The organism is Streptomyces sp. NPDC098781 (assembly GCF_044759995.1).
Taxonomy (GTDB): domain Bacteria; phylum Actinomycetota; class Actinomycetes; order Streptomycetales; family Streptomycetaceae; genus Streptomyces.
The window spans coordinates 1,098,309-1,118,474 of the sequence record NZ_JBIWAK010000001.1; the positions used below are offsets into that span (position 1 = coordinate 1,098,309).

At 73.9% G+C, this 20,166-nt stretch carries 8 protein-coding genes; 4 read left to right on the forward strand and 4 right to left on the reverse strand.

The genetic code is table 11. The features are described from left to right. Positions 1–67 precede the first annotated feature (67 nt). Positions 68–472 carry a VOC family protein gene (locus ACIQWG_RS04745; protein WP_404090161.1) on the forward strand — a complete coding sequence of 135 codons (405 nt, stop codon included), beginning with the start codon at positions 68–70 and terminating at the stop codon, positions 470–472. A gap of 126 nt (positions 473–598) precedes the next feature. Next, positions 599–2,689 carry a SpoIIE family protein phosphatase gene (locus tag ACIQWG_RS04750; RefSeq protein ID WP_404090163.1) on the forward strand — a complete coding sequence of 697 codons (2,091 nt, stop codon included), beginning with the start codon at positions 599–601 and terminating at the stop codon, positions 2,687–2,689. Between the two features lie 3 nt (positions 2,690–2,692). On the opposite strand, the gene ACIQWG_RS04755 is transcribed toward ACIQWG_RS04750, so the two are convergent. Together ACIQWG_RS04755 and ACIQWG_RS04760 are read right to left on the reverse strand one after the other, a co-directional pair. Next, a complete protein-coding gene (locus tag ACIQWG_RS04755) occupies positions 2,693–2,980 on the reverse strand; it encodes a hypothetical protein (RefSeq protein WP_404090165.1) in 288 nt (95 codons plus the stop codon). 136 nt (positions 2,981–3,116) lie between these two features. After that, positions 3,117–3,446, reverse strand: a complete 330-nt coding sequence (locus tag ACIQWG_RS04760; protein ID WP_404090167.1) for a DUF6210 family protein — start codon at positions 3,444–3,446, stop codon at positions 3,117–3,119. Between the two features lie 95 nt (positions 3,447–3,541). Here ACIQWG_RS04760 and ACIQWG_RS04765 point away from each other — a divergent pair, with 95 nt between their 5' ends. Together ACIQWG_RS04765 and ACIQWG_RS04770 are read left to right on the forward strand one after the other, a co-directional pair. Beyond that, on the forward strand, positions 3,542–5,524 hold the full coding sequence (locus tag ACIQWG_RS04765) for a BTAD domain-containing putative transcriptional regulator (RefSeq protein ID WP_404090169.1): 1,983 nt from the start codon (positions 3,542–3,544) through the stop codon (positions 5,522–5,524). Between the two features lie 130 nt (positions 5,525–5,654). Further along, on the forward strand, positions 5,655–17,606 hold the full coding sequence (locus tag ACIQWG_RS04770) for an amino acid adenylation domain-containing protein (protein WP_404090171.1): 11,952 nt from the start codon (positions 5,655–5,657) through the stop codon (positions 17,604–17,606). A gap of 54 nt (positions 17,607–17,660) precedes the next feature. On the opposite strand, the gene ACIQWG_RS04775 is transcribed toward ACIQWG_RS04770, so the two are convergent. After that, the gene (locus tag ACIQWG_RS04775; protein WP_404090173.1) at positions 17,661–19,163 is read right to left on the reverse strand and encodes a metallophosphoesterase family protein; all 1,503 of its coding nucleotides are present in this window, start codon (positions 19,161–19,163) and stop codon (positions 17,661–17,663) included. Between the two features lie 82 nt (positions 19,164–19,245). Then, positions 19,246–20,121 (reverse strand): MHYT domain-containing protein, encoded by an 876-nt coding sequence (locus tag ACIQWG_RS04780; RefSeq protein WP_404090175.1) that lies wholly within the window; start codon positions 20,119–20,121, stop codon positions 19,246–19,248. Between the last annotated feature and the right edge of the window lie 45 nt (positions 20,122–20,166).

Consider the following 20,166-nt stretch of genomic DNA (forward strand, 5'->3'; position numbering starts at 1 on the left):
ACAGCGGGCCGGCCGACCGGCGGCCGAGCGTTGGACGACTTCGACAATGGAGAGAGGCGTACAGACAATGATCGATCATGTTTTCCTGACCGTGAGCGACATGGACCGCTCGATCGAGTTCTACAACCGCACCTTGAAGCCACTGGGCCTGAGTCACGTGATCGACTTCGACGGCTCGACCGGTCCGGAAGGGCACCCCGACCTGAAGGGCTTCGGTACCGAGACGGCCTTCGTGTTCTGGTTGCGCGACGGCGTCAGCGAGGGCCGTGCCGCGCACGTCGGCTTCACCGCGCCCTCGAAGGAGGCGGTCGACGCGGCGTATGCGGCGGCCGTCGCGGCGGGCGCGACCGACAACGGCGCACCCGCGGAGCGCCCCTACTACGCTCCGGGGTACTACGCGGCCGGCGTCTTCGACCCCGATGGGTACAGCCTCGAGTTCACCTACAAGGCGTGGCAGAACCCGCAGGACTGAGCCGGGTTCTAGCGGACACCTCGACACCACCGCGTCGCACTCCGGTCCCGGGGCGAGCGGTGGTGTCGACGGTGGGTGGCTCGGGGCTCGGTTGTTGTGCCCTGCGTCCCGGAGCACACTGATCGCATGGAGCCCGCGCGGGAGGACGACGACCGGGCGCTGGTGGAGCAGGCGTTTCGCCAGGCGACCTTCTCGATGTCGCTCTTCGACCCGGACCAGCGCTACCTCCTGCTGAACCAGGAGGCCTGCCTGGTCATGGGGGTCGCGGAAGACGCGCTGCGCGGCCGCACCTACCCCCATGGCGTTCCGCTGGACGTGGATCAGAAGGGCATGCTCCAGGCCCTGCGGGCGGTGGCCGCGACGGGCGAGCCCACGCACTACGAGAGCTTCACCCGGGCCCCGTCCGGCATCCGCGAGCACGCCTGGAACGTCAAGCTCTGGCCCGTCCGCGACGGCGACGGCGCTGTGCGCGCGGTCGGCATGGCTGCCTTCGACAGCAGTGAGCAGCACTGGGCGCGGCAGCGCCCCGCGGTGCTCGACGAGGCGGCGGTCCGCATCGGCCGGAACCTCGACCTCACCCGTACCGCACAGGAACTCGTCGACCTCGTGGTGCCCCGGTTCGCGGACTTCGCCAGCGTGGACCTGTTCCAGTCGGTGACGGAGGGCGAGGAGCCCACGTCGTCCGAGGGCTGGGCCGACCTCGTCACCATGCGCCGCGTCGCCCACGCGTCCCTCGAACCCGGCACCCCCGAAGCGGCGATCGAACTGGGCGACACGGACGTGTACCCGCCGTACTCACCGCTTGTGCGGGCCCTGCGCACCGGGCAGGCGGTGCTCCGCACCGGCGGCGACGCGGACCTCGAACGCTGGTTGCAGGCCCTGCCGGCCCGGGCCGCGAAGCTGCGCGAGAGCAGGGCACGGGGTGTGACCGTCACAGCCGTCCTCGCGGTCCCGCTGATCGCGCGCGGCACCACGCTCGGCGTCGCGATCCTCGTGCGCACCCGGCCGGACCCGTTCAACGAGGACGACTCCACGCTGGCCCGGGAACTCGCCGGACGCGCGGCCCTGAGCGTGGACAACGCCCGCCGCTACACCCGCGAGCGCACCACCGCCCTGACCCTTCAGCGCAGCCTGCTGCCGCGCGGCTCCGTCCGGCAGTCCGCCGCGGACGTCGCCTGCCGCTATCTGCCCACCGACGCCCGGGCAGGCATCGGCGGCGACTGGTTCGACATCATCCCGCTCTCCGGAGCGCGCGTCGGTCTCGTGGTCGGTGACGTGGTCGGCCACGGCATCCAGGCATCGGCGACCATGGGGCGGCTCCGCACCGCCGTCCAGACCCTCGCCGACGTCGACCTCCCGCCCGACGAACTGCTGGCGCACCTGGACGACCTGGTGCTCCGGCTCACCGCCGACGACGCGGGCACCGGAGTGGATGAGACCGGCGCGACGGGCGCCACCTGCCTGTACGCCGTCTACGACCCGGTGTCGCGCGGACTCACCACCGCCAGCGCCGGGCACCCGCCGCCCGTGATCCTGGAACCCGGCGGCACCAGCCGCGTCCTCGACGTCGGCGTCGGCCCGGTACTCGGCGTCGGCGGTCTGCCCTTCGAGGCCACGGAGGTCCAACTGCCCGAGGACAGCCTCGTCGCGCTGTTCACGGACGGACTGGTGGGGGCCGCCGACCACGACCTGGACACCGGGATCGCCCGGCTGTGCGAGGTACTCGCGGACTCGGACAGCGGCACCTCCTTGGAGAGCCGTTGCGACACCGTGCTCACGGCGCTGCTGCCGGGACCTTCCCGTGACGACGTGGCCCTCGTCCTCGCGCGCACCAGGGCACTCACCGCCGGGCAGGTGCGGGTGTGGGACCTCGCCGCCGACGCCGAGGTGGTCTCCGAGGCACGCCGGCTCGCCCTGGCCCAACTCCAGGCCTGGGGCCTCGACGAGGCCGCGTTCGTCACCGAACTCGTGGTGAGCGAACTGGTCACCAACGCGATCCGCTACGGCGCCGAGCCGGTCCAACTGCGGCTCATCCACGACCGGACGCTCATCTGCGAGGTCTCCGACGGCAACTCCACCTCACCGCACCTGCGCCGGGCCCGTACTCTCGACGAGGGCGGCCGAGGGCTGCTGCTGGTCGCCCAGCTCACCAGCAGCTGGGGCACGCGGCACACGGCGACCGGTAAGACGATCTGGGCGGAACAGGCACTGACCTGACGTTCAGTCCCCCTCCTGCTGCCGGCCCTCCCGCCGACGGTTCAGGAAGGCGGTCACCAGGATCACCACGCCGATGGCGACGGGGATGCCGGCCTGGTAGAGGCCGGTCGCCAGGTTGTCCGGGGTGAAGGGCAGCGAGTCGAGTCCGGCCCGCGGAGCGACGACGGCCCAGGCTGCCGCGAGGACGCCGATGACGATCAGCGTGACAGCTCCTCGTGGCCCGAGATCGGCCCACCAGGGCTCCTCGACGTACGCAGGCTTCTCGTCGGTCTCAACGTCCTTGTCGGGCATGATCTCTTCTCCTGTGCGTTTCCCGGTCACCAGGTATAGAGGCGGATCGTCCCGCAAACGTTTCAGTTCACACCAGGGTCATCCGTTCACATCCGGCGTCTCCGACGGGCTCGCCCCGACCGCACCCGGTCGCGTATCAGTCGGAGTTGAACCAGACCAGCACTCCCGGCCCGTCCGGTGTGCGCACCGGCACCCAGGCCTCGTCCGCCTCACGCATCCGGCTCTCGTCCAGCCGAAGGTCATGCGGCTCCTCGTCGTGTCCGTCGCAGGCCCAGTACGTGACGTCCCTGACGATGCGGCCCAGCCGTTCCCGCTCGTCGTCCGGCCACGGGCGGTTCCGGATGCCGGCGCCCCGGAAGTCCTTCTCGAACAGGCGGCAGTCTTCAGGTGCGCCGTCCGCCGGATCAACGGCTTTTCGCCCCCAAGGATCAGCCGCGGGACACGGCCTAGTCTGGGAAGACGCCACGGAGATCGTGGAAGGCCCACGGAACCATGCAAGGTGCCTCGGACCCCCGTTCCGTCGGCAGCCGGTGACCCGCGACGTGGAGGGCGGTGGCAGACGTGGGCACTGGTTTCGGTGTGCTCGGGCCGGTCGCGGCCTGGGACGCGGACGGGAACGCGATCGCCCTGAAGGGGCCGAGACACCGGTCGGTACTGGCCCGCCTGATCCTCGCCCGGGGGCGCGTCGTGCCCGTCGCCCGCCTGGTCGACGACCTCTGGACGGACCCGCCCGGCGACGCCGTCGGCGCCGTACGGACCTTCGTCGCCGCTCTGCGCCGCGCCCTCGAACCCGACCGCCCGCCGCGCACCCCGGCCCGGCTGCTGGTCACCGACGGCCCGGGCTACGCCCTGCGGGTCGCCACGGACGCGGTCGACGCCCGTCGGTTCGAGCGGACGGTGGCCGACGCCCCGACGCTGCCGCCCAGGGAAGCGGTCGTACGGCTGGAGGAGGCACTCGGCTGGTGGCGCGGCCCCGCCTACGCGGAGTTCGCCGAGCAGCCGTGGGCCCGGGCGGAGAGCCGTCGCCTGGCCGAGCTGCGCCAGTACGCCGTGGAGGTACGCGCCGAGTCACTGCTGGCCCTCGGCCAGGCCGACCGCGCGGCGGCGGACCTGCGGGCGCACGCCGCCGAGCACCCTTGGCGGGAGAACGCCTGGCGCCTGCTGGGCCTGGCGCTGTACCGCACGGGCCGCCAGGCCGACGCCCTGGACGTCCTGCGCAGGGCGCGCGGGCTGCTCGCCGAGCAGCTGGGCATCGACCCCGGCCCCGCCCTGCGCGCGTTGGAATCCGACATCCTCCGGCAGGCCGACCATCTGGGCCGGGCGGACAACTCCGCCGGCCGGGTCTGGGAGCAGGTCGCAGCGGCGTACGACCGCACCGTCGCCCCCGGCGCCCGCGCCCGCCTGGAGTCCACGGCCGGCCTGCTGCGCAACCTCGCCGTCACCGGTGGCAGCGGACTTCCGGCCGCCCGTGAACACCGGGTCGCCGCGGTCGAGGCCGCCGAGGAACTGGGCGACGCCGAACTGACCGCCCGGGTCATCGGCGCCTACGACGTCCCCGCGATCTGGACCCGCCTCGACGACCCGGAACACACCGCGCGCGTCGTGGCCGCCGCCGAACGCACCCTCACCGCCCTCCCCGCCGAGGGCCACGACGCGGACAAGGCCCGCCTGCTCGCCACGATCGCCTTGGAATCGCGCGGCACCCGGCTCGCGCGGGGCCCCCAGGCCGCCCGCCGGGCCGAGGAGATCGCCCGCCGACTGGACGACCCGGCATTGCTCGCGTTCGCCCTCAACGCATCGTTCATGCAGAGCTTCGACCGCACCGGCCTGGCGTCGCGCCGTGACGCGATCGGCGCGGAACTGATCGCGCTCTCCGCCCGGCACGGCCTGTCCACCTTCGAGATCCTCGGTCACCTCGTCCGCCTCCAGGCCCGCGGCGCTCTCGGCGACTTCACCACGGCCGACCACCACGCGGCCGCCGCGAACGCCCTGGCCGCACGCCACGAACACCCCCTCGTGGCCGTGTTCACCGGGTGGTACGCGGCGCTGCGGCTGGACGCCACCGGCCGGGCACCCGTACCAGAGGTCGAAGCGGGCTACCGGAACGCGGCCGCTCTGCTCGACGGGGCGGGCATGCCCGGCCTCGCCCACGGCCTGCCGCCCCTCGCCCTGCTGTGCCTGCGGGTACGGCACACCCTGCCGCTCGCCTTCGACGAACACACCGACTGGGGCCCGTACGCCCCCTGGGCGCACCCTCTGCTGCTCCTCGACCGGGGCCGCCGCGCCGAAGCCGCCGACGCCCTGCACGCGACCCCCGAACCGCCTCGCGACCTCCTCCAGGAAGCCCTCTGGTGCCTCACCGCCCGCGCCGCGTCGCTCCTCGACGACCGCCCCACCATGGCCCGCGCCCACGCCGCGCTCACCCCCGCGGCGCACGAACTGGCGGGCGCGGGCAGCGGGTTGCTCACCCTCGGGCCGGTCTCGGCCTACTTGGAGGAGCTCGCCGCGAACATTACGGACCACGAACAGGCGGCCGACCGATGAGCTCCCTGGTGAACCGATGAACGAGACTCGTCGTCGTACAGGTGAATGATCGACAACGCTCCCGCCGGGTACCCGCCGTCGGCAGAGCGCGCCCGCGTGCCCTCGCCGCGTGCGACGAGGAAGGAAGCACATGCCGTCTCCGGGGCCCCGTACCGCCGCCACGCTCCTCGACGTACTCCTGTACGCCGCCGAGGAGCACCCCGGTCAGGTCGTCGTCCATGTCCGGGGAGACGGCAGCGAACACACCGTGACCTTCGCCGAACTCCGCGACGACGCCCTGCGCGTGGCGGGCGGCCTGCGCGCGGCGGGACTGGCACCCGGCACGCCCGTCCCTGTCCTCGCCGCTCTCGGCGAGGACTTCCAGCCGATGTTCTGGGGAGCGCTGGCCGCGGGGCTGGTGCCCGTGCCGCTCGCCCCCGAGGCGCGACGGGCGGGGCCGGTGTGGGAGTTCCTGGGCAGGCCCGCCGTCCTAGTGGACGACGCCACCGAGGATCTGCTCGCCGAACTCCCCGCTCAGGTGCGCCCGCTGCGGCTGCGCGACCTGCGCGAGGGCCGCCCGCCGGGCACGCTGCCACGCCGCGACCCCCAGGATCTGGCGTTCCTCCAGTTCTCGTCGGGCAGCACGGGCGCCCCCAAGGGCGTGGAACTCACCCACGAGGCCGTCCTCGCGAACCTCCGGCAGATCCGCGCCGCCATGGCGATCACACCCGACGACGTCGTGGCCACGTGGATGCCCTACTTCCACGACATGGGCCTGATAGGCACGCACCTCGTCCCCATGGCGGCCGGCCTGAAGCAGGTACGGCTCGAACCCCTGACCTTCGCCAAACGCCCGGCCCTGTGGCTGGATTCGGTGGCACGGCACGGGGCGACCCTGCTGTCGGCGGCGAACTTCGCGCTGGCGCTCGCGGTGCGCCGCCTGCCGGAATCGGCCTGGGCCGCCCACGACCTGAGCCGCGTCCGTCTGATGCTGGTGGGTGCCGAACCCATCGCCCCGCGTGTGTGGCGGGAGTTCAGCGCCAGGGCGCAGTCGGCCGGGCTGGACGCCAGGGCCATGCTTCCGGTGTACGGACTGGCCGAGGCCACGCTCGCCGTGACCGTGCCCCCGCTGGGGGAGGTCGCCGCACCCCTGCGGCTGGACCGGCGGGCGCTGAGCCGCGGCCGGGCCGTCCCTTCCGGCCCCGGCCCGGACGCCGTCGAGTTCATGGACGTGGGCCGCCCCGTCCCGGACTGCGAGATCCGCGTCACCGACGATGCCGGTGCGCCGCTCGGCGAGAGCCGGGTCGGCCACATCGAGGTCCGCGGCCCCCAGGTGGCACGCGCCTACCACCGCGCACCCGAGGCCAGCACGGCCGCGTTCTGCGACGGCTGGCTGCGCACCGGTGACCTGGGCTTCCTGAGCGAGGGCCGGCTCTGTGTCACCGGCCGGCACAAGGACGTCGTGTTCGTCGGCGGCCGTACCTTCCACGCATCCGATCTGGAGCAGACCGCCGCCGCCACTCCGGGCCTGCCGGAGGGGGCGGTGGCGGCGATCGGGTCCCCGGACCCGGACACCGGGAGCGACCGGGTGGTGCTGTTCGTGCAGTGGGCAAGGCCCGCCCTGGCCACGGCACTTCCGGTGCTGGACCTGGCGGCGGCCCGGGTGCGGGAGGCGCTGGGCCACGACGACGTACGGGTGTTGCCCCTGCCGCCGGGGGCGTTTCCCCAGACGACCAGCGGCAAGCTGCGCCGAGCGCTGATGCGGGACCGGTTCGAGGCGGGCGCCTACACGGCGGTCGAGGAACGGGTGGCGAACGAGCGGGCCGTGGGTTCCTCCGGGCAGCAGCGGGGCGGTCCCGAGAGAGCCGGGTCGCCGCGTGACGTCGAGGAAGCGGTACGGCGGATCTGGGCCGAGGTGTTGGACCTCTCCCCGGTGGCCATCGACCGCGACGACCGTTTCTTCGCCCTCGGGGGCTCCTCGCTCAAGGCGATGGCGGTGCTCGCCGCCGTCGAGGACACTTTCTCCGTGAGGGTGGAGCCCCGGGTGCTCCGCGACCATGACACCGTGGCCGAACTGACCGGGCAGGTGCTGGCCCTCCTCACGGAAACTGACAGCGCGTCAGGGGCCGCGGGGGAGGCGCACCGGGCAGAGGTCCCGGCCCACGCGCACGACCGGCCCGCCGAGGATCGCGCCCCGGAACAGCCCGGCCGACGCGCGGAGAACAGCCCGATGGCCGTGCTCGGCATGGCCTGCCGCTTCCCCGGCGCGGACACGCCCGAAGCCTTCTGGGAACTGCTCCTCTCCGGCCGCGACACGCTGACGGCCGTACCCGACGACCGATGGCAGGGCGCCCCCGGCTTCCACGGCTCCTTCCTCCCCGACCCCGCGGACTTCGACGCCGCCCGCTTCGGCATGGACGACGAGGAGGCCGACGCCACCGACCCCCAGGCGCGGATCTTCCTGGAACTCGCCCACGAGGCGCTGGAGCGCGCCGGATACGCGGGAGCGCGCCGCGCCGGACGCCGGGTCGGCGTGTTCGCGGCTGTCGGCGACAGCGGCTACCGCGAGATCCTGGCCGAGGCCGCCGACGGTGATCTGGCCGCCCATCCAGGCGCCCTCACCGGCAACCTGCCCAATCTGATCGCCGCCCGTCTCTCCCAGGCACTCGACCTCGACGGCCCCGCCCTGGCCGTGGACACCGCCTGCTCCTCGGCGCTGGTGGCGCTCCACCTGGCCCGCCGCAGCCTTCAGAACGGCGAGTGCGACGTCGCCGTCGTCGGCGGCGTGCACCTCGCCCTCACCCCGACCGGCCACCGTCTGCTCGCCCGCGCGGGCGCCCTGTCCCCGACGGGCGGCAGCCGGCCCTTCGGCGCCACGGCCGACGGAATCGTGCCCGGCGAAGGCGGCGCCGCCCTCGTCCTCGCCCGCAGGGACGACGCGCTGCGGGACGGCGATCCGGTGCTCGCCCTGCTCCGGGGCACCGCCGTCAACAACGGCGGCCGGTCGCTGAGCCTGCTCGCCCCCAACCCGCGCACCCAGCGCGAGGTCATCACGCGGGCGTACGACGAGTGCGGTGTCGACCCCGGCACCGTGTCGTACGTCGAGGCGCACGGCACCGGCACCGCGGTCGGCGACCCCGTCGAGGCGCAGTCGCTCGGCCATGCCTTCCCGCCCCGCGCGGACGGACTTCCGCGCCTGCTCGGCTCGGTCAAGGCGAACATCGGCCACCTGCTCAACGCCGCCGGCATGCCTAGCCTGGTCAAGACCGTCCTCGCACTCCAGCACCGGCAGGTCCCGCCCTCCCCGGACACCACCGGGCCCGCCCCCTACCTGGAGCGCGTCGCCCCCGGCTTCCGGCTGGTCACCGAGGAGCGGGAGTGGCGGGCACCGGGACCGCTGGTCGCGGGTGTCAACGCCTTCGGCTTCGGCGGTACCAACGCGCACGCCGTCCTGGAGGAGGCACCCGCACCGATGGTGCCACCGGCGTCCGCCGCCGACGGCCCGCACCTCCTGACGCTGTCCGCCCACGGCCCCGACGCCCTGCGGGCGGCCGCCGCCGAACTCGCCGCGCATCTGCGTACACATCCGGAACTGCGGGAGGCGGACGTCTGCGCCACCGTCAACACCGCCCGCGACGAGGGCCCCCACCGGCTCGCAGTGGTCTCCGAAGGTGACCTCGCGGACCGACTCGACGCCGCCGGAGCGACCGACTTCACCCTCGCCAGGTCCCGGCCCCGGACGGTGTTCCTGCTGCCGGGCCAGGGAGCCCAGCGACCCGGCCAGGGGAGCGCGCTGTACCGGTCGGCACCGGTGTTCCGGGAGGTGCTCGACGAGGCGTCGTCGCTGACCGGGCCCGTGCTCGGGCGGTCGCTCGCCCAGTGGTGCCTCGACCCCCACACGAATCCTGAGGAGTTGGCCCGGACGGAGGTGGCCCAGCCGTTGCTCGTCGCGTTCGGGGTGGGCCTGGCCCGGCAGTTGACGGCGTGGGGCGTGCCCGTCGACGCCGTCGCCGGACACAGCGTGGGCGAGATCGCCGCGGCGTGTGTCGCCGGTTCGCTGAGCCTGGCCGAGGCGGTGGGATTCGCCGCGGAACGCGGGCGGTTGGTGGGCGAGCTGGCCCTGCCCGGAGCGATGGCCGCGGTGCGCGGCGACGAGGAGACCGTCGCCGATCTCCCTGGACCGGTCGACGTCGCCGCCGTCAACGGGCCCGGACAGGTGGTGATCTCGGGTGCCGAGGACGCCGTGGACCGTGCCCTCGCCGAGCTGACGCGACGCGGTGTGGCCACGCGCAGGCTCCGGGTCTCCCATGCCTTCCACTCACCGCTGCTGGAGCCGGTCCTCGACCCGCTGCGGGACGCCGCGAAGGCACTGACGGTCAAACCGGCGGTCGTACCGATGCTGAGCACGGTCACCGGGGACTGGCAGCCCGCTCTCACGCCCGCCTACTGGCAGGCGCACGCGGTCGAACCGGTGCGGTTCGGGGCGGCCGTGGCACGCCTGCTGGACGAGGGCTACGACACCTTCCTGGAACTCGGCCCCGGGAACACCCTGGGCGGAGCTGTCCGTGCCGTGGCCGGTGAGCGGGACGCCTCCGACGTGGCCGTGCTGTCGGCCGGCGTCTCCCCGGGGGCGGGCGACAGCGACGCCGACGGCGGCGCGGGACGGGCTCTGCTGGAGGCCGCCGGTCGCCTCTGGGCCCGTGGCGCGACCCTGGACCGGACCCCGGCTGCCGGGCGGCCCAGGGTGCCGGTACCGACGTACCCCTTCCAGCGCACCCGTCACTGGCCGCGCCGGACCGGCCCGGTGTCCGTGGTGCGGCGCCTCGACTGGGCGGACGCACCGCTCGCGCCCGGCACCGGGCCAGGCGTGGTCCGGCTGCTCGGCGGCGACCGGGCGCTCGGGCGGGCGCTGACCGAGCGGCTCGTCGGCCGCGGGGTGACGGTCCTGGGCGACGACGCCGCCCTCGCCACGCCGGCGGACACGGTGGTGTGGCTGGCAGACGAAGACGCCGCGCGGGACGGCGGCCCACAGGGCCTGGACGCCGCCACCAAGGCCGCCGTCACCTCCCTGCGCCACGTCCTCGACCTGGTGCGCGACTGCTCCCGCCTCCTGGTGGTCACCGAGGACGCCTACGTCACCGGCACCTCGGACCCTGAACGGCCGAACCCCGCGCAGGCACTCCCGCACGGCTTCGCCCTGGCGCTCCCGGACGAGCACCCGGGGCTCGCCGCACTCGGTGTCGACCTGTCCTCCGCCGACACACCAGCAGCCCGAGTCGACGCCCTGGTGGGGGAGTTGTACGCGGCTCAGGAGGCGGGCGCCGAGGGCACGGTCGCCTGGCGCTCGGGGCGCCGGCTCAGCCGTCGTCCGGCCGATGTGGTGGAGACGCAGACTCCCACGGACCTGCCTCCGGGCGGTACCTACCTCATCACCGGGGGAGCCGGAGGGCTCGGTTCCGGACTCGCCCGTGACCTGGCGGGGCGCGGTGCCCGCGAGTTGATCCTCACCGGACGTTCCGACCAGGAGCCCGACGAACTCCTCGCCGAGCTCAGGGCCCACGGCGCCCGGGCCCGGTACCACGCGGCCGACGTGGCCGACGAAGCCGCCGTCGACGCGCTGTTCGCCGTACTGCCCCCGCTGGACGGGGTCTTCCACGCCGCCGGAACGGTCCGGCCCGGCACCCTGCGCGCCAAGACGGACGAGGAGATCGGGCAGGTGCTCGCCGCGAAGGTGCGCGGCACCGTCCTGCTGGCCGAGGCGCTGCGCCGCCACGGCCAGGAACCGGCCGTGTGCGTCGCCTTCTCCTCCGTCTCCTCGGTCCTGCCCGGCCTGGCGGGCGCGCTCGGCGACTACGCGGCGGCCAACGCCTTCCTGGACGCCTTCGCCGCCGCCGAGCGCGCGGCGGACCGCCGCTGGCAGGCGGTCGGCTTCGGACCCGTCGCCGACGCGGGCCTGGCCGCCGGACCGGCGGCCGAGGCACGCATACGCGCCCGCGGTCTGAGCCCCATGAGCACGCGGGACGCGATCACGGCCCTGCGGACGGCGGTGGCCGCCGATGCCGCGCACTCGCTGGTGACGTCCGCACAGGCCGCCGTACCTCGCCCGGTGGCCTCCACGCCCGCGGCGCCGGACCGCCCGACCGTCATGACGGCCACGTCACTCGGCGAACCCGCCCGCGTCACCGAACTCATACGCCGCCTCCTGGCCGAGGCGCTCCATCGCGCCCCCGAGGACATTGGCGCGGACGAGCAGTTCCTCAGCCTCGGACTCGACTCCCTCACCGCCGTGGACCTCGCGCGCCGCCTGGAGAGGGAACTCGGCCTGCCGCTGCCCGCCACGCTGCTCTTCGAGTACCGGACGGTCGGCGAACTGGCCGCCCACCTGAGCACCCAGCGGCCCCAGGCCCCGGCCGGGCCCGCTCCCGTGGGCCGTCCCCGGACGAACGCGCCGAGCCCCCTCACGCCGCTGCAACTCGCCTTCCTCACCACCGAGGCGCTGTACGACGGCGTCACCGCCTACGGTTACATCCGCCAGACCGTCCGCGGCCCCCTCGACCCCGGCCTCCTCGGCCGGGCCCTCGCCCACCTCGCCGCACACCACCCCATGCTGCGCCTGCGCGTCACGGAGAGCGGCACGTCACGGCGGCAGTACACCGAGCCCGCCGAGCCCACCGACCAGGCTCCCGGCTGGTACGAGGTGCATGAGCAGGCGACCAGCACGCATGCCCTGCCCGAGCTCGAACAGCGGCTGTACAACCGCCCGTTCGACCTCACCGCCGAAGCCCCGGCCCGCGCGGTCCTCGTCCGCGACGGCGGGGACCCAGACCTCGCGCACCTGCTGCTCGTCGTGCACCACAGCGCGGCGGACGGCTACAGCCTCAAGATCCTCTGCGAGGACCTCTGGTCCCACTACAGTGCGCTCGTCCATGCCCGCCCCCTCGAACTCCCGCCCCCACGCACCGAGTTCACCGACTACGCCGCTCTCCTCACCGCCGGCCGCGAGTCACCGGCGTTCGCGACGGACCAGCGGTACTGGCGTGACCGCATCGCCCAGCACACGGCGGCGGGCACGGCTCCGGCACTGCCGTACGACGGCGACCCCGAAGCCCTTCCGGCGCCGCCCCTCACTCACCACCAGTCGACCGTCGACGCCTCGCTCACGGCCGCACTGCGGGAGACGGCCGCCCGGCACGAGGTCTCCCTCTTCCACCTTCTCCTCGCGGTGTACGGCCGCTGCCTGGCCCGTTGGGGCGGACAGCGGGCCGTCGCGGTGAACGTGGCGCGGGCCCGGCGGGAGGCGCCGCTGCCCGGGATCGACCGGCTCGTGGGGCCGCTGGCCGACACGCTCCCCGTCTTCGTCACCGTCGACCCGGACGAGCCCGTGACCGAGCTGGCCGGGCGGCTGCGGCACACCTGGGCCGAAGCGGAGTCGCACGGCACGCTCACCAGCCCCGACATCGCCGCACTCCTGCCCGCCACCGGCCCCGCCCCGCGCACGGTCGCCCCGGCCGGGTTCAGCTTCGCCCGCTTCCCCGTGAGCCACGGCCGGGACTGGCCGGTCACCGTGACCCCGACCGCCGCGGCCACCGCCTCCGCGTCGACCAGGCTCGGACTGCTGTGCTGGGAGTCGGACGAGGCACTGCACTTCTCCTGGAACCACCCCGAGCGCCTCTTCCGCCGCGAGACCGTCATGCGCCTGGCCGAGGAGTACGTGCGCGAACTGCGGGCCGCGACCGAGCGGTCCGCACCCGCACGGCCGCACGACGGCGACCGCGGGATCGTCGCCCGGCTCCGCTCCCGCTTCCGGGCGACACCGCAGGCCATCGCGGTGGACACCGGCAGCACCACGCTCACCTACGCCGAACTCGACGCCGCCTCCGCGTCCCTCGCGACCCGGCTGCGCACGAACGGCGTACGGCCCGGCGATCTGGTCGGCCTGCTCACCGAACCGGGCCCGGACGTCGTCGTGGGCGTGGTGGGCATTCTCCGGGCGGGCGCGGGCTGGGTCCCCCTGGACGCCGCCCATCCCGTAGCCCGGCTGCGGGACCAGGTGACGCGCACCGGCGTCGGCGCCGTGGTCTGCCAGGCCGAGACACGCGAGACGGCGGACGCGCTGGACGGCGTCACCCCGGTCACCGCCCAGGACGCGATCCCGCCCGCAGGGAGCGCGATCGAGCCGGTGCCGGCCGACCCGGACGCCATCGCCTACGTCATCTTCACGTCGGGTTCCACGGGACGGCCCAAGGCGGTCCCCATCACCCACCGGTCCATGCTGAACTACCTCGACTGGTCACTGGCGACCTTCGGCTACGGCCCCGGCGACCGCCTGGTGCAGACCGCGTCCGTCTGTTTCGACGCCTCCGTACGCCAGTTGCTGGCACCGCTGCTGTCCGGCGCCACCGTCCACACCCTCACCCGGGACCTGCTGCGCGATCCCGAGGCGCTCCTGGACCGTCTCGTCGCCGACCGGATCACGGTGTGGAGCTCGGTGCCCACGCTGTGGGAGCGGCTGCTGACGGCCGCCGAGGCACGGGCAGGGCAGGACGGCACCCCTGCGGACCTGTCGGCCCTGCGCTGGGTGCACGTCGGCGGTGAAGCGCTGTCCGCCGCTCATGTACGCCGGTGGTTCGACCTGCTGGACGCGCGCGGGGGAGCCGAGCACCGGATCTCCAACCTGTACGGCCCGACCGAGGCCACCATCAACGCCACCTGCCACATCATCGACGCCCGCCCGGCCGACGACGTACGGCACCTCCCCATCGGCCGCCCCGTCGCCGGCACCGAACTCGCCGTGGTCGCCGAGGACGGACGCCCGTGCGCCCCCGGCGAGTCCGGTGAACTGCTCATCGCCGGAACCGGACTGACCCCGGGCTACCTCGGCGACCCGCGGCTCACCGCGCAGGCCTTCGTCGAACGCGACGGCCGCCGCTGGTACCGCAGCGGAGACCGGGTGCGTCGACGCCCCGACGGCGTACTGGAGTTCCTCGGCCGCCGCGACGACCAGGTCAAGGTCCGCGGTCACCGAGTGGAACTCGGCGAGGTCGAGGCCGCGCTGCTCAGCCACCCCCGCGTCGCCCGCGCGGCCGTGCTCCTCACCGACGGACGGCTGGTGGCCCACATCGAGCCCCGGTCCGGGGCGGACGAGCCCGACACCCGCGAGGTGCGCGCCTTCCTGACCCGGCTGCTGCCGCCGTACATGCTGCCCGGACGCATCCGCGTCCAGTCGGCGTTGCCGCTGACCGGCACCGGCAAGATCGACCGGAAGCGGCTCGCCCCCGACAGCGCGGCGACCGACGCGCCCGCGCACCCGGAGCCCCCGAACGACGGACGACGAACCCCGCCCGCCACCCCGACCGAGCACACCGTGGCCCGCATCCTGTCGGCCCTGCTGGACGTACCGGACGTCACCCGCGAGGACGACTTCTTCGAGCTCGGCGGCGACTCCATCATGGTGCTGGAACTGTTCGCCCGGCTGCGCGCGGAACTGCCCGCCGTGCCCCGCCCGACCACCGTCTACACCCACCGCACGGTGACCGCCCTCGCGGCGGCCATCGACTCCGCCGCCGTCGACGCGGCGGCGCCCCGCCCGACGCCGGAGGCCGCCCCCGGGCAACCCGCCGGCCCCTACCCCCTCACGCCCTCCCAGCGGGGCTTCCTGCTCGCCGACACCATCGACCCCGACGCCGGTTCCGGCTGGCTCGCCCGGTTCCGGCTGAGCGGGCCGCTGCGCCAGGACGTGCTCCAGCGCGCGGTGGACGTGCTCGTGGCCCGGCATCCCATGCTGCGCACCCTCTTCCCCGCGGGCGCCCGTCCGCCCGTGCAGCAGGAGCTGCCGGACTCGCTGCGCCTGCCGGTCGAGTCGGAGACCCTCGCCCACCCCGACCTGCTGGAGGGGCGGATCGCCGAGGAGGCGCGGCGCCGACTGGAGCCGTGGGCCTGGCCGTTGCTCAGGCTGCGGCTGTTCACCGTGGCGCCCACCGAGCACGTCCTCGTCGTCCACGCCCACCACCTCATCGGCGACGGCTACAGCGCCGCGCTCCTCACCCGGGAACTCCTCACCGCCTACGACCACTTGGACCGCGGCCTGCCGCACGGTCTTCCGCCGCTCGACAGCACCTTCCGCGACCACGTGACCCGAGCGACGGCACGGCCCCGCCCGCAAGGACCCGAGGCCGAGGAGTACCGCGCCCGTCTCCGCGCGCCCTACACCCCGCCCGCGCTGCGCCGGCCGGCCACCGAGGACGCCGACGCGCAACCGGCGTTCCACACCGCGGGGTTCACTCTGGACGCGGCCGCGACCGGCGGGTTGCGACGACTCGCCCGAGCAGCGCACCGCACCATGTACGCGCCGCTGCTCACCGCCTACTACCGCGCGCTGGCGGACCTGACCGGCCGGCGCGACCTGATGCTCGGGCTCGCCGTCACCGGACGCGAGGACTCCACGGCGGACGCGCATCGGGTGTTCGGCCCGTTCGCGGAGGCGGTGGCCCTGCGCCCCGCCTCGCCAGACGCGGGTGTGACCGAGGGCCGGCCGGTCGCCTTCGCGGACGACCTGCGGCGGCTGGCCGCCGAGGTGGACCTCGCCCGTGCCGAGGGGCCCGTCGACACGCGCACGTCGGCGGGGCTGCCGTACCACGCCCAGTTCTTCTTCACCTTCCTCGACTTCACGGCCCTGGGCTCCGAGTCGGCCGGCGGTCTGACGCTGCACTCGGACGAGTCCGACACCTCCCTCGCTCCGCCGCCGCTCGGCACGGATGTGTTTCTCGCGGTGCGGCCGACGGCGGACGGCGAGGGGCTGCGTGTCACCGTCCGCGCCCGGGCGGCTGCCCTCACCTCGGCTGAAGTGACCCGGTTCGCCGAGGCGATGGGGCGACAGCTGAGCGATGCCGTCGCCGCTCCGGGCCGACGCCGGCGTCCCCGGCTCGACGCCGCCCTTGTCGGCTACCTGCCCGCCCCGCGGCACCTCGCCGCCCTGGCCGGACTCCCCTCCGACAGCCCCGGCTTCGGCCGCGAGGAGATCCGCTCACTCCTCTTCCCGGACGGTCGCGCCCGCCTGTTGGAGGAGACCGGAACTCCGCTGGGCACCTCCGGGTTCGTCGCCGTGCCGTTCTTCGCCGACGAACTGGCCCCGGCGGCCGATCTGGCGGCCCGCACCGCCCGCGCCGTCGAGCACGCCGCCTCACTCGGCGCGCGCTGTGTCTCGCTCGCGGGCATGATCCCGTCGCTCACCGGTTACGGCTACGACGTGCTGCGCGAGACCACGACCCGCGCGGCGATCACCACCGGACACGCGACCACGACCGTCGCCGTGGTGAAGACCGTCCAGGCCGCGCTCGCGGCGACGGGGCGTAGGCTCGACGAGTCGTGGCTCGCCGTCGTCGGCTGCGGTTCGATCGGGACCTCGTCCCTACGACTGCTGCTGGCCACGGCCTCGCACCCACCGGCCGGGCTCGTGCTGTGCGACGTACCGGGCAGTACCGCACGACTCCGACAGCTGGCGGCTGAGCTGTCGTCCGAGCGGCCGCAGACACGGGTCGAAGTCGTCGAGTCGGGGCGGACGCTGCCGCCGGCCGTCTACGCGGCCGACGTGATCGTCACCGCCGTCAGCGGCGCGACGGACATCCTGGACGTCGCTCGTCTGCGCCCCGGCACGATAGTCGTCGACGACTCCTTCCCGCACTGCTTCGACACCACGAGCGCCCTGGACCGGATGAGCCGGGACCGGGACGTCCTCGTCGTCGGCGGCGGACTGCTGGCCGTCGGCGCCACGCGGACACGGCTGAGCGAGGACCTGCCGGCGATGGCGAGCGCCGGCTTCGCCATGCGGCCGGGAATCCCGGGCACCCTGGCCTCGTGCCGACTGGAGTCACTGCTGCACGCCCACCTCACCCAGCCCGGCCGTCCCCCGGGCGAACTGCCCCTGATCCACGGCCTGGTGGACCTGCCCCGGGCCCTCGCCCACTGGGACGCGGCCGAGGCGGCCGGGATCCGGCCCGCCCCGCTGCACCTGTTGGACCGCGTCGTCGCCGAGGACGCGGTCCAGCCCCTCCTGCCGCCGGGCGCACGGCCCGGACCGGACCCGACCGGGCCGGGAGACCGGTGAGCATCCGCGCTCGGCTCTCGTACGGCCGACCCTTGATCTGACCGCCGCCCGCGGTCAGATCAAGGGGATCGTCACCTCGTCCTCGACCGGCGGGTCCACCTCCTGCGCGAGGGCCCCCGTCGCCGCGTAGCAGCGCAGATGGACGGCCTCCGGGGTGACGTCCAGGCGGAGGAACTGCTTGAAGAACGGCGGGCTGTACGTCGCCGAGCTCGGGGAGAACAGCTGGGTGTGAATCTTGCGCACGGGCAGGCGGAACCGCTTCGCCCGGTCGGGCCGGCGGCCGGTGCCGAGCAGGCCCGCGACCAGCCGGGTGCGCCAGGTGATGCGGGCGTCCGGGGGTGCGGCACGCCCCGGTTGGATCTCCAGCCGTTCCGCGATGACGGCCGTGGCCTGTGCCTCGCTGAGGGTGAAGAAGCGGCGCAGGCGCAGTCGGCGGCCGTAGAGCCTGCTGTAGAAGGCCAGGGAGTCGCCGCGCAGCGGATAGCAGCGGAACTCCTTCTCGGTGACGTTCTCTACGTCGACCCGGGGGATGGTGTGGGTGGCGTGCGTGAACGCGCCGCCGCCGCCCGAGACCACGTACTGGATCGTGCGGCCGTCGACGTCGACCGGGTAGCGCTGGTAGTTGTGGATGTCGCCGCCGATCGCCGCGACATAGCGGTGGGCCGGGTCACGGACGATCTCGTCGACGGTGCCGCCGCCCTCGATCGCACAGGGATGGTGCTCACCGTCCACGTACAGGGGCGAGCCGGTGACGAGGATCTTCGGGCGTGGGTCCTTCGACACCTCACGCAGCCACGCACCCTGTTCGGCGTCGATCGTGCCGAGCAGCCCCGTGTCGAGACCGATGATCCGGAGCGGCCCGGCGTCGATCGCCCAGTACGGCCCGGGCTGGACCGCCCGCTGACCGGCCTCGGACCGCAACTGCCGTGCCTGGTCCAGGCGTTGACCGTCGCCCTTGCGGGGGTGGTGCCACAGCAGTCGCCGCAGCCAGGCCCGGCTCAGCGGGCGTGCCGCGGGCTCCGGTTCGAGGGCCGGGGCGTCGTCGCAGAAGACGCGCATGAACGCGCCCAGGTCCTCGTACCAGTCGTGGTTGCCCGGTATCGCGTAGATGGGAGCCTGGTAGTCCTGGTACGGGCGGAAGAACTTGGGGCCGTAGTCGTCGGCGCTGCCGACGGGATAGATCACATCACTGGCGAGGACCGTGAACCTGGTGTCCTGCCCCACCTTCAAAAGCCCTGGCACGACGGCGTACTGGGAGTCGTCGCCCTCTCCGGTGTCACCGATGACGAGGAAGGAGAACCGGTCGGGGTCGTCCCGTCGGATCACCTTGTCGGCGGGCGCTCCGGCTGCCGCCCGCTGGGCCACCCAGCGGCTTCGGGTGCGGCCCGTGGGGTCCCCGAACCAGGACGCCAGCACACCGTTGCGCGCGGCCCACAGCAACTTGGGGTTGAGCCAGGAGATCTTCTCGACCTGGGGCGGCATCAGCCGCTGGTACGTGCCGAGTTCGGTGGCGCCCCAGCCGGCGCCTTCGGCGGTATCGCGTGAGGAGTCAGACACCGGTGCACCGTAACAATGATCTAGAGAACGCCGAGAGGGGGAGCGGGAACGCGGCGCGTCGCCCGCCCCCTCCTCCCTGGCGTCACCGTTCGCGGGCGTACGTCACGCCGCGGATACGCCGGTTGTCGGGCCGGTCGTTCAACACCCGTACCCGGCCGGGCGGTTGCCCCGTGGCTGTGTCCGCATCGGCCCGGCGGCCCATGCCCGGGCGGCTCCACTCGCCGTCGCCCAGCACCAGGAGCGGATCGAACATCACGACCACTCCGGCCAGCACCAGGAAGATGACGGGCCCCAACAGCATGGGGAGCAGCAGCGAACTGGGCGACTCACCCGCCCAGGACCCGCCGGTCGTGCCGTGGACGTGCACGCTGACGGCCGCCATGCCCGTGTAGTGCATCCCGGAGACGGCCACGCCCATGACCAGGCTCGCCCCCAGACTGGCCAGGAAGCCGCGGACGGTGACGGCAGCCCACAGCGCGGCGGTCGCGGCGACGATCGCGATCAGGACGGACAGTCCGACGGTGAGCGCGTCGTACCGGATGTCGCCGTCGAGGCGCAGCGCCGCCATGCCGAGGTAGTGCATGGCCGCCACACCGAGCCCCGTGGTGATGCCGGCGCCGGTCAGCGCGCTCCTTCCCGCGCCCCGGTAGCCCACCATGAACACGCCGATGCCCACGACGACGATCGCCACGGCGAGACTGAGCACCGTGAGCCCGGTGTCGTAGCCGATCCGGGTCTCCTCGACCTGGAAGCCGATCATGGCGATGAAGTGCATGGTCCAGATGCCGCAACCGATCGCCACGGCGCCCAGCGCCAGCCAACCCGGCTTCCACGACCGTTCGCCGACCAGGGACCGCACGATGCACCGCAGCCCCAACGCCCCGCCCAGGCAGGCCATCAGATAGGCCGCCACCGGGGTCACCGCACCGTAGCGGAACCCGTCAACCGTGCCTTGCATAAGCCAACTCCCCCCAGAGCCATGGCCAGTTGTGGAGCAAATGTG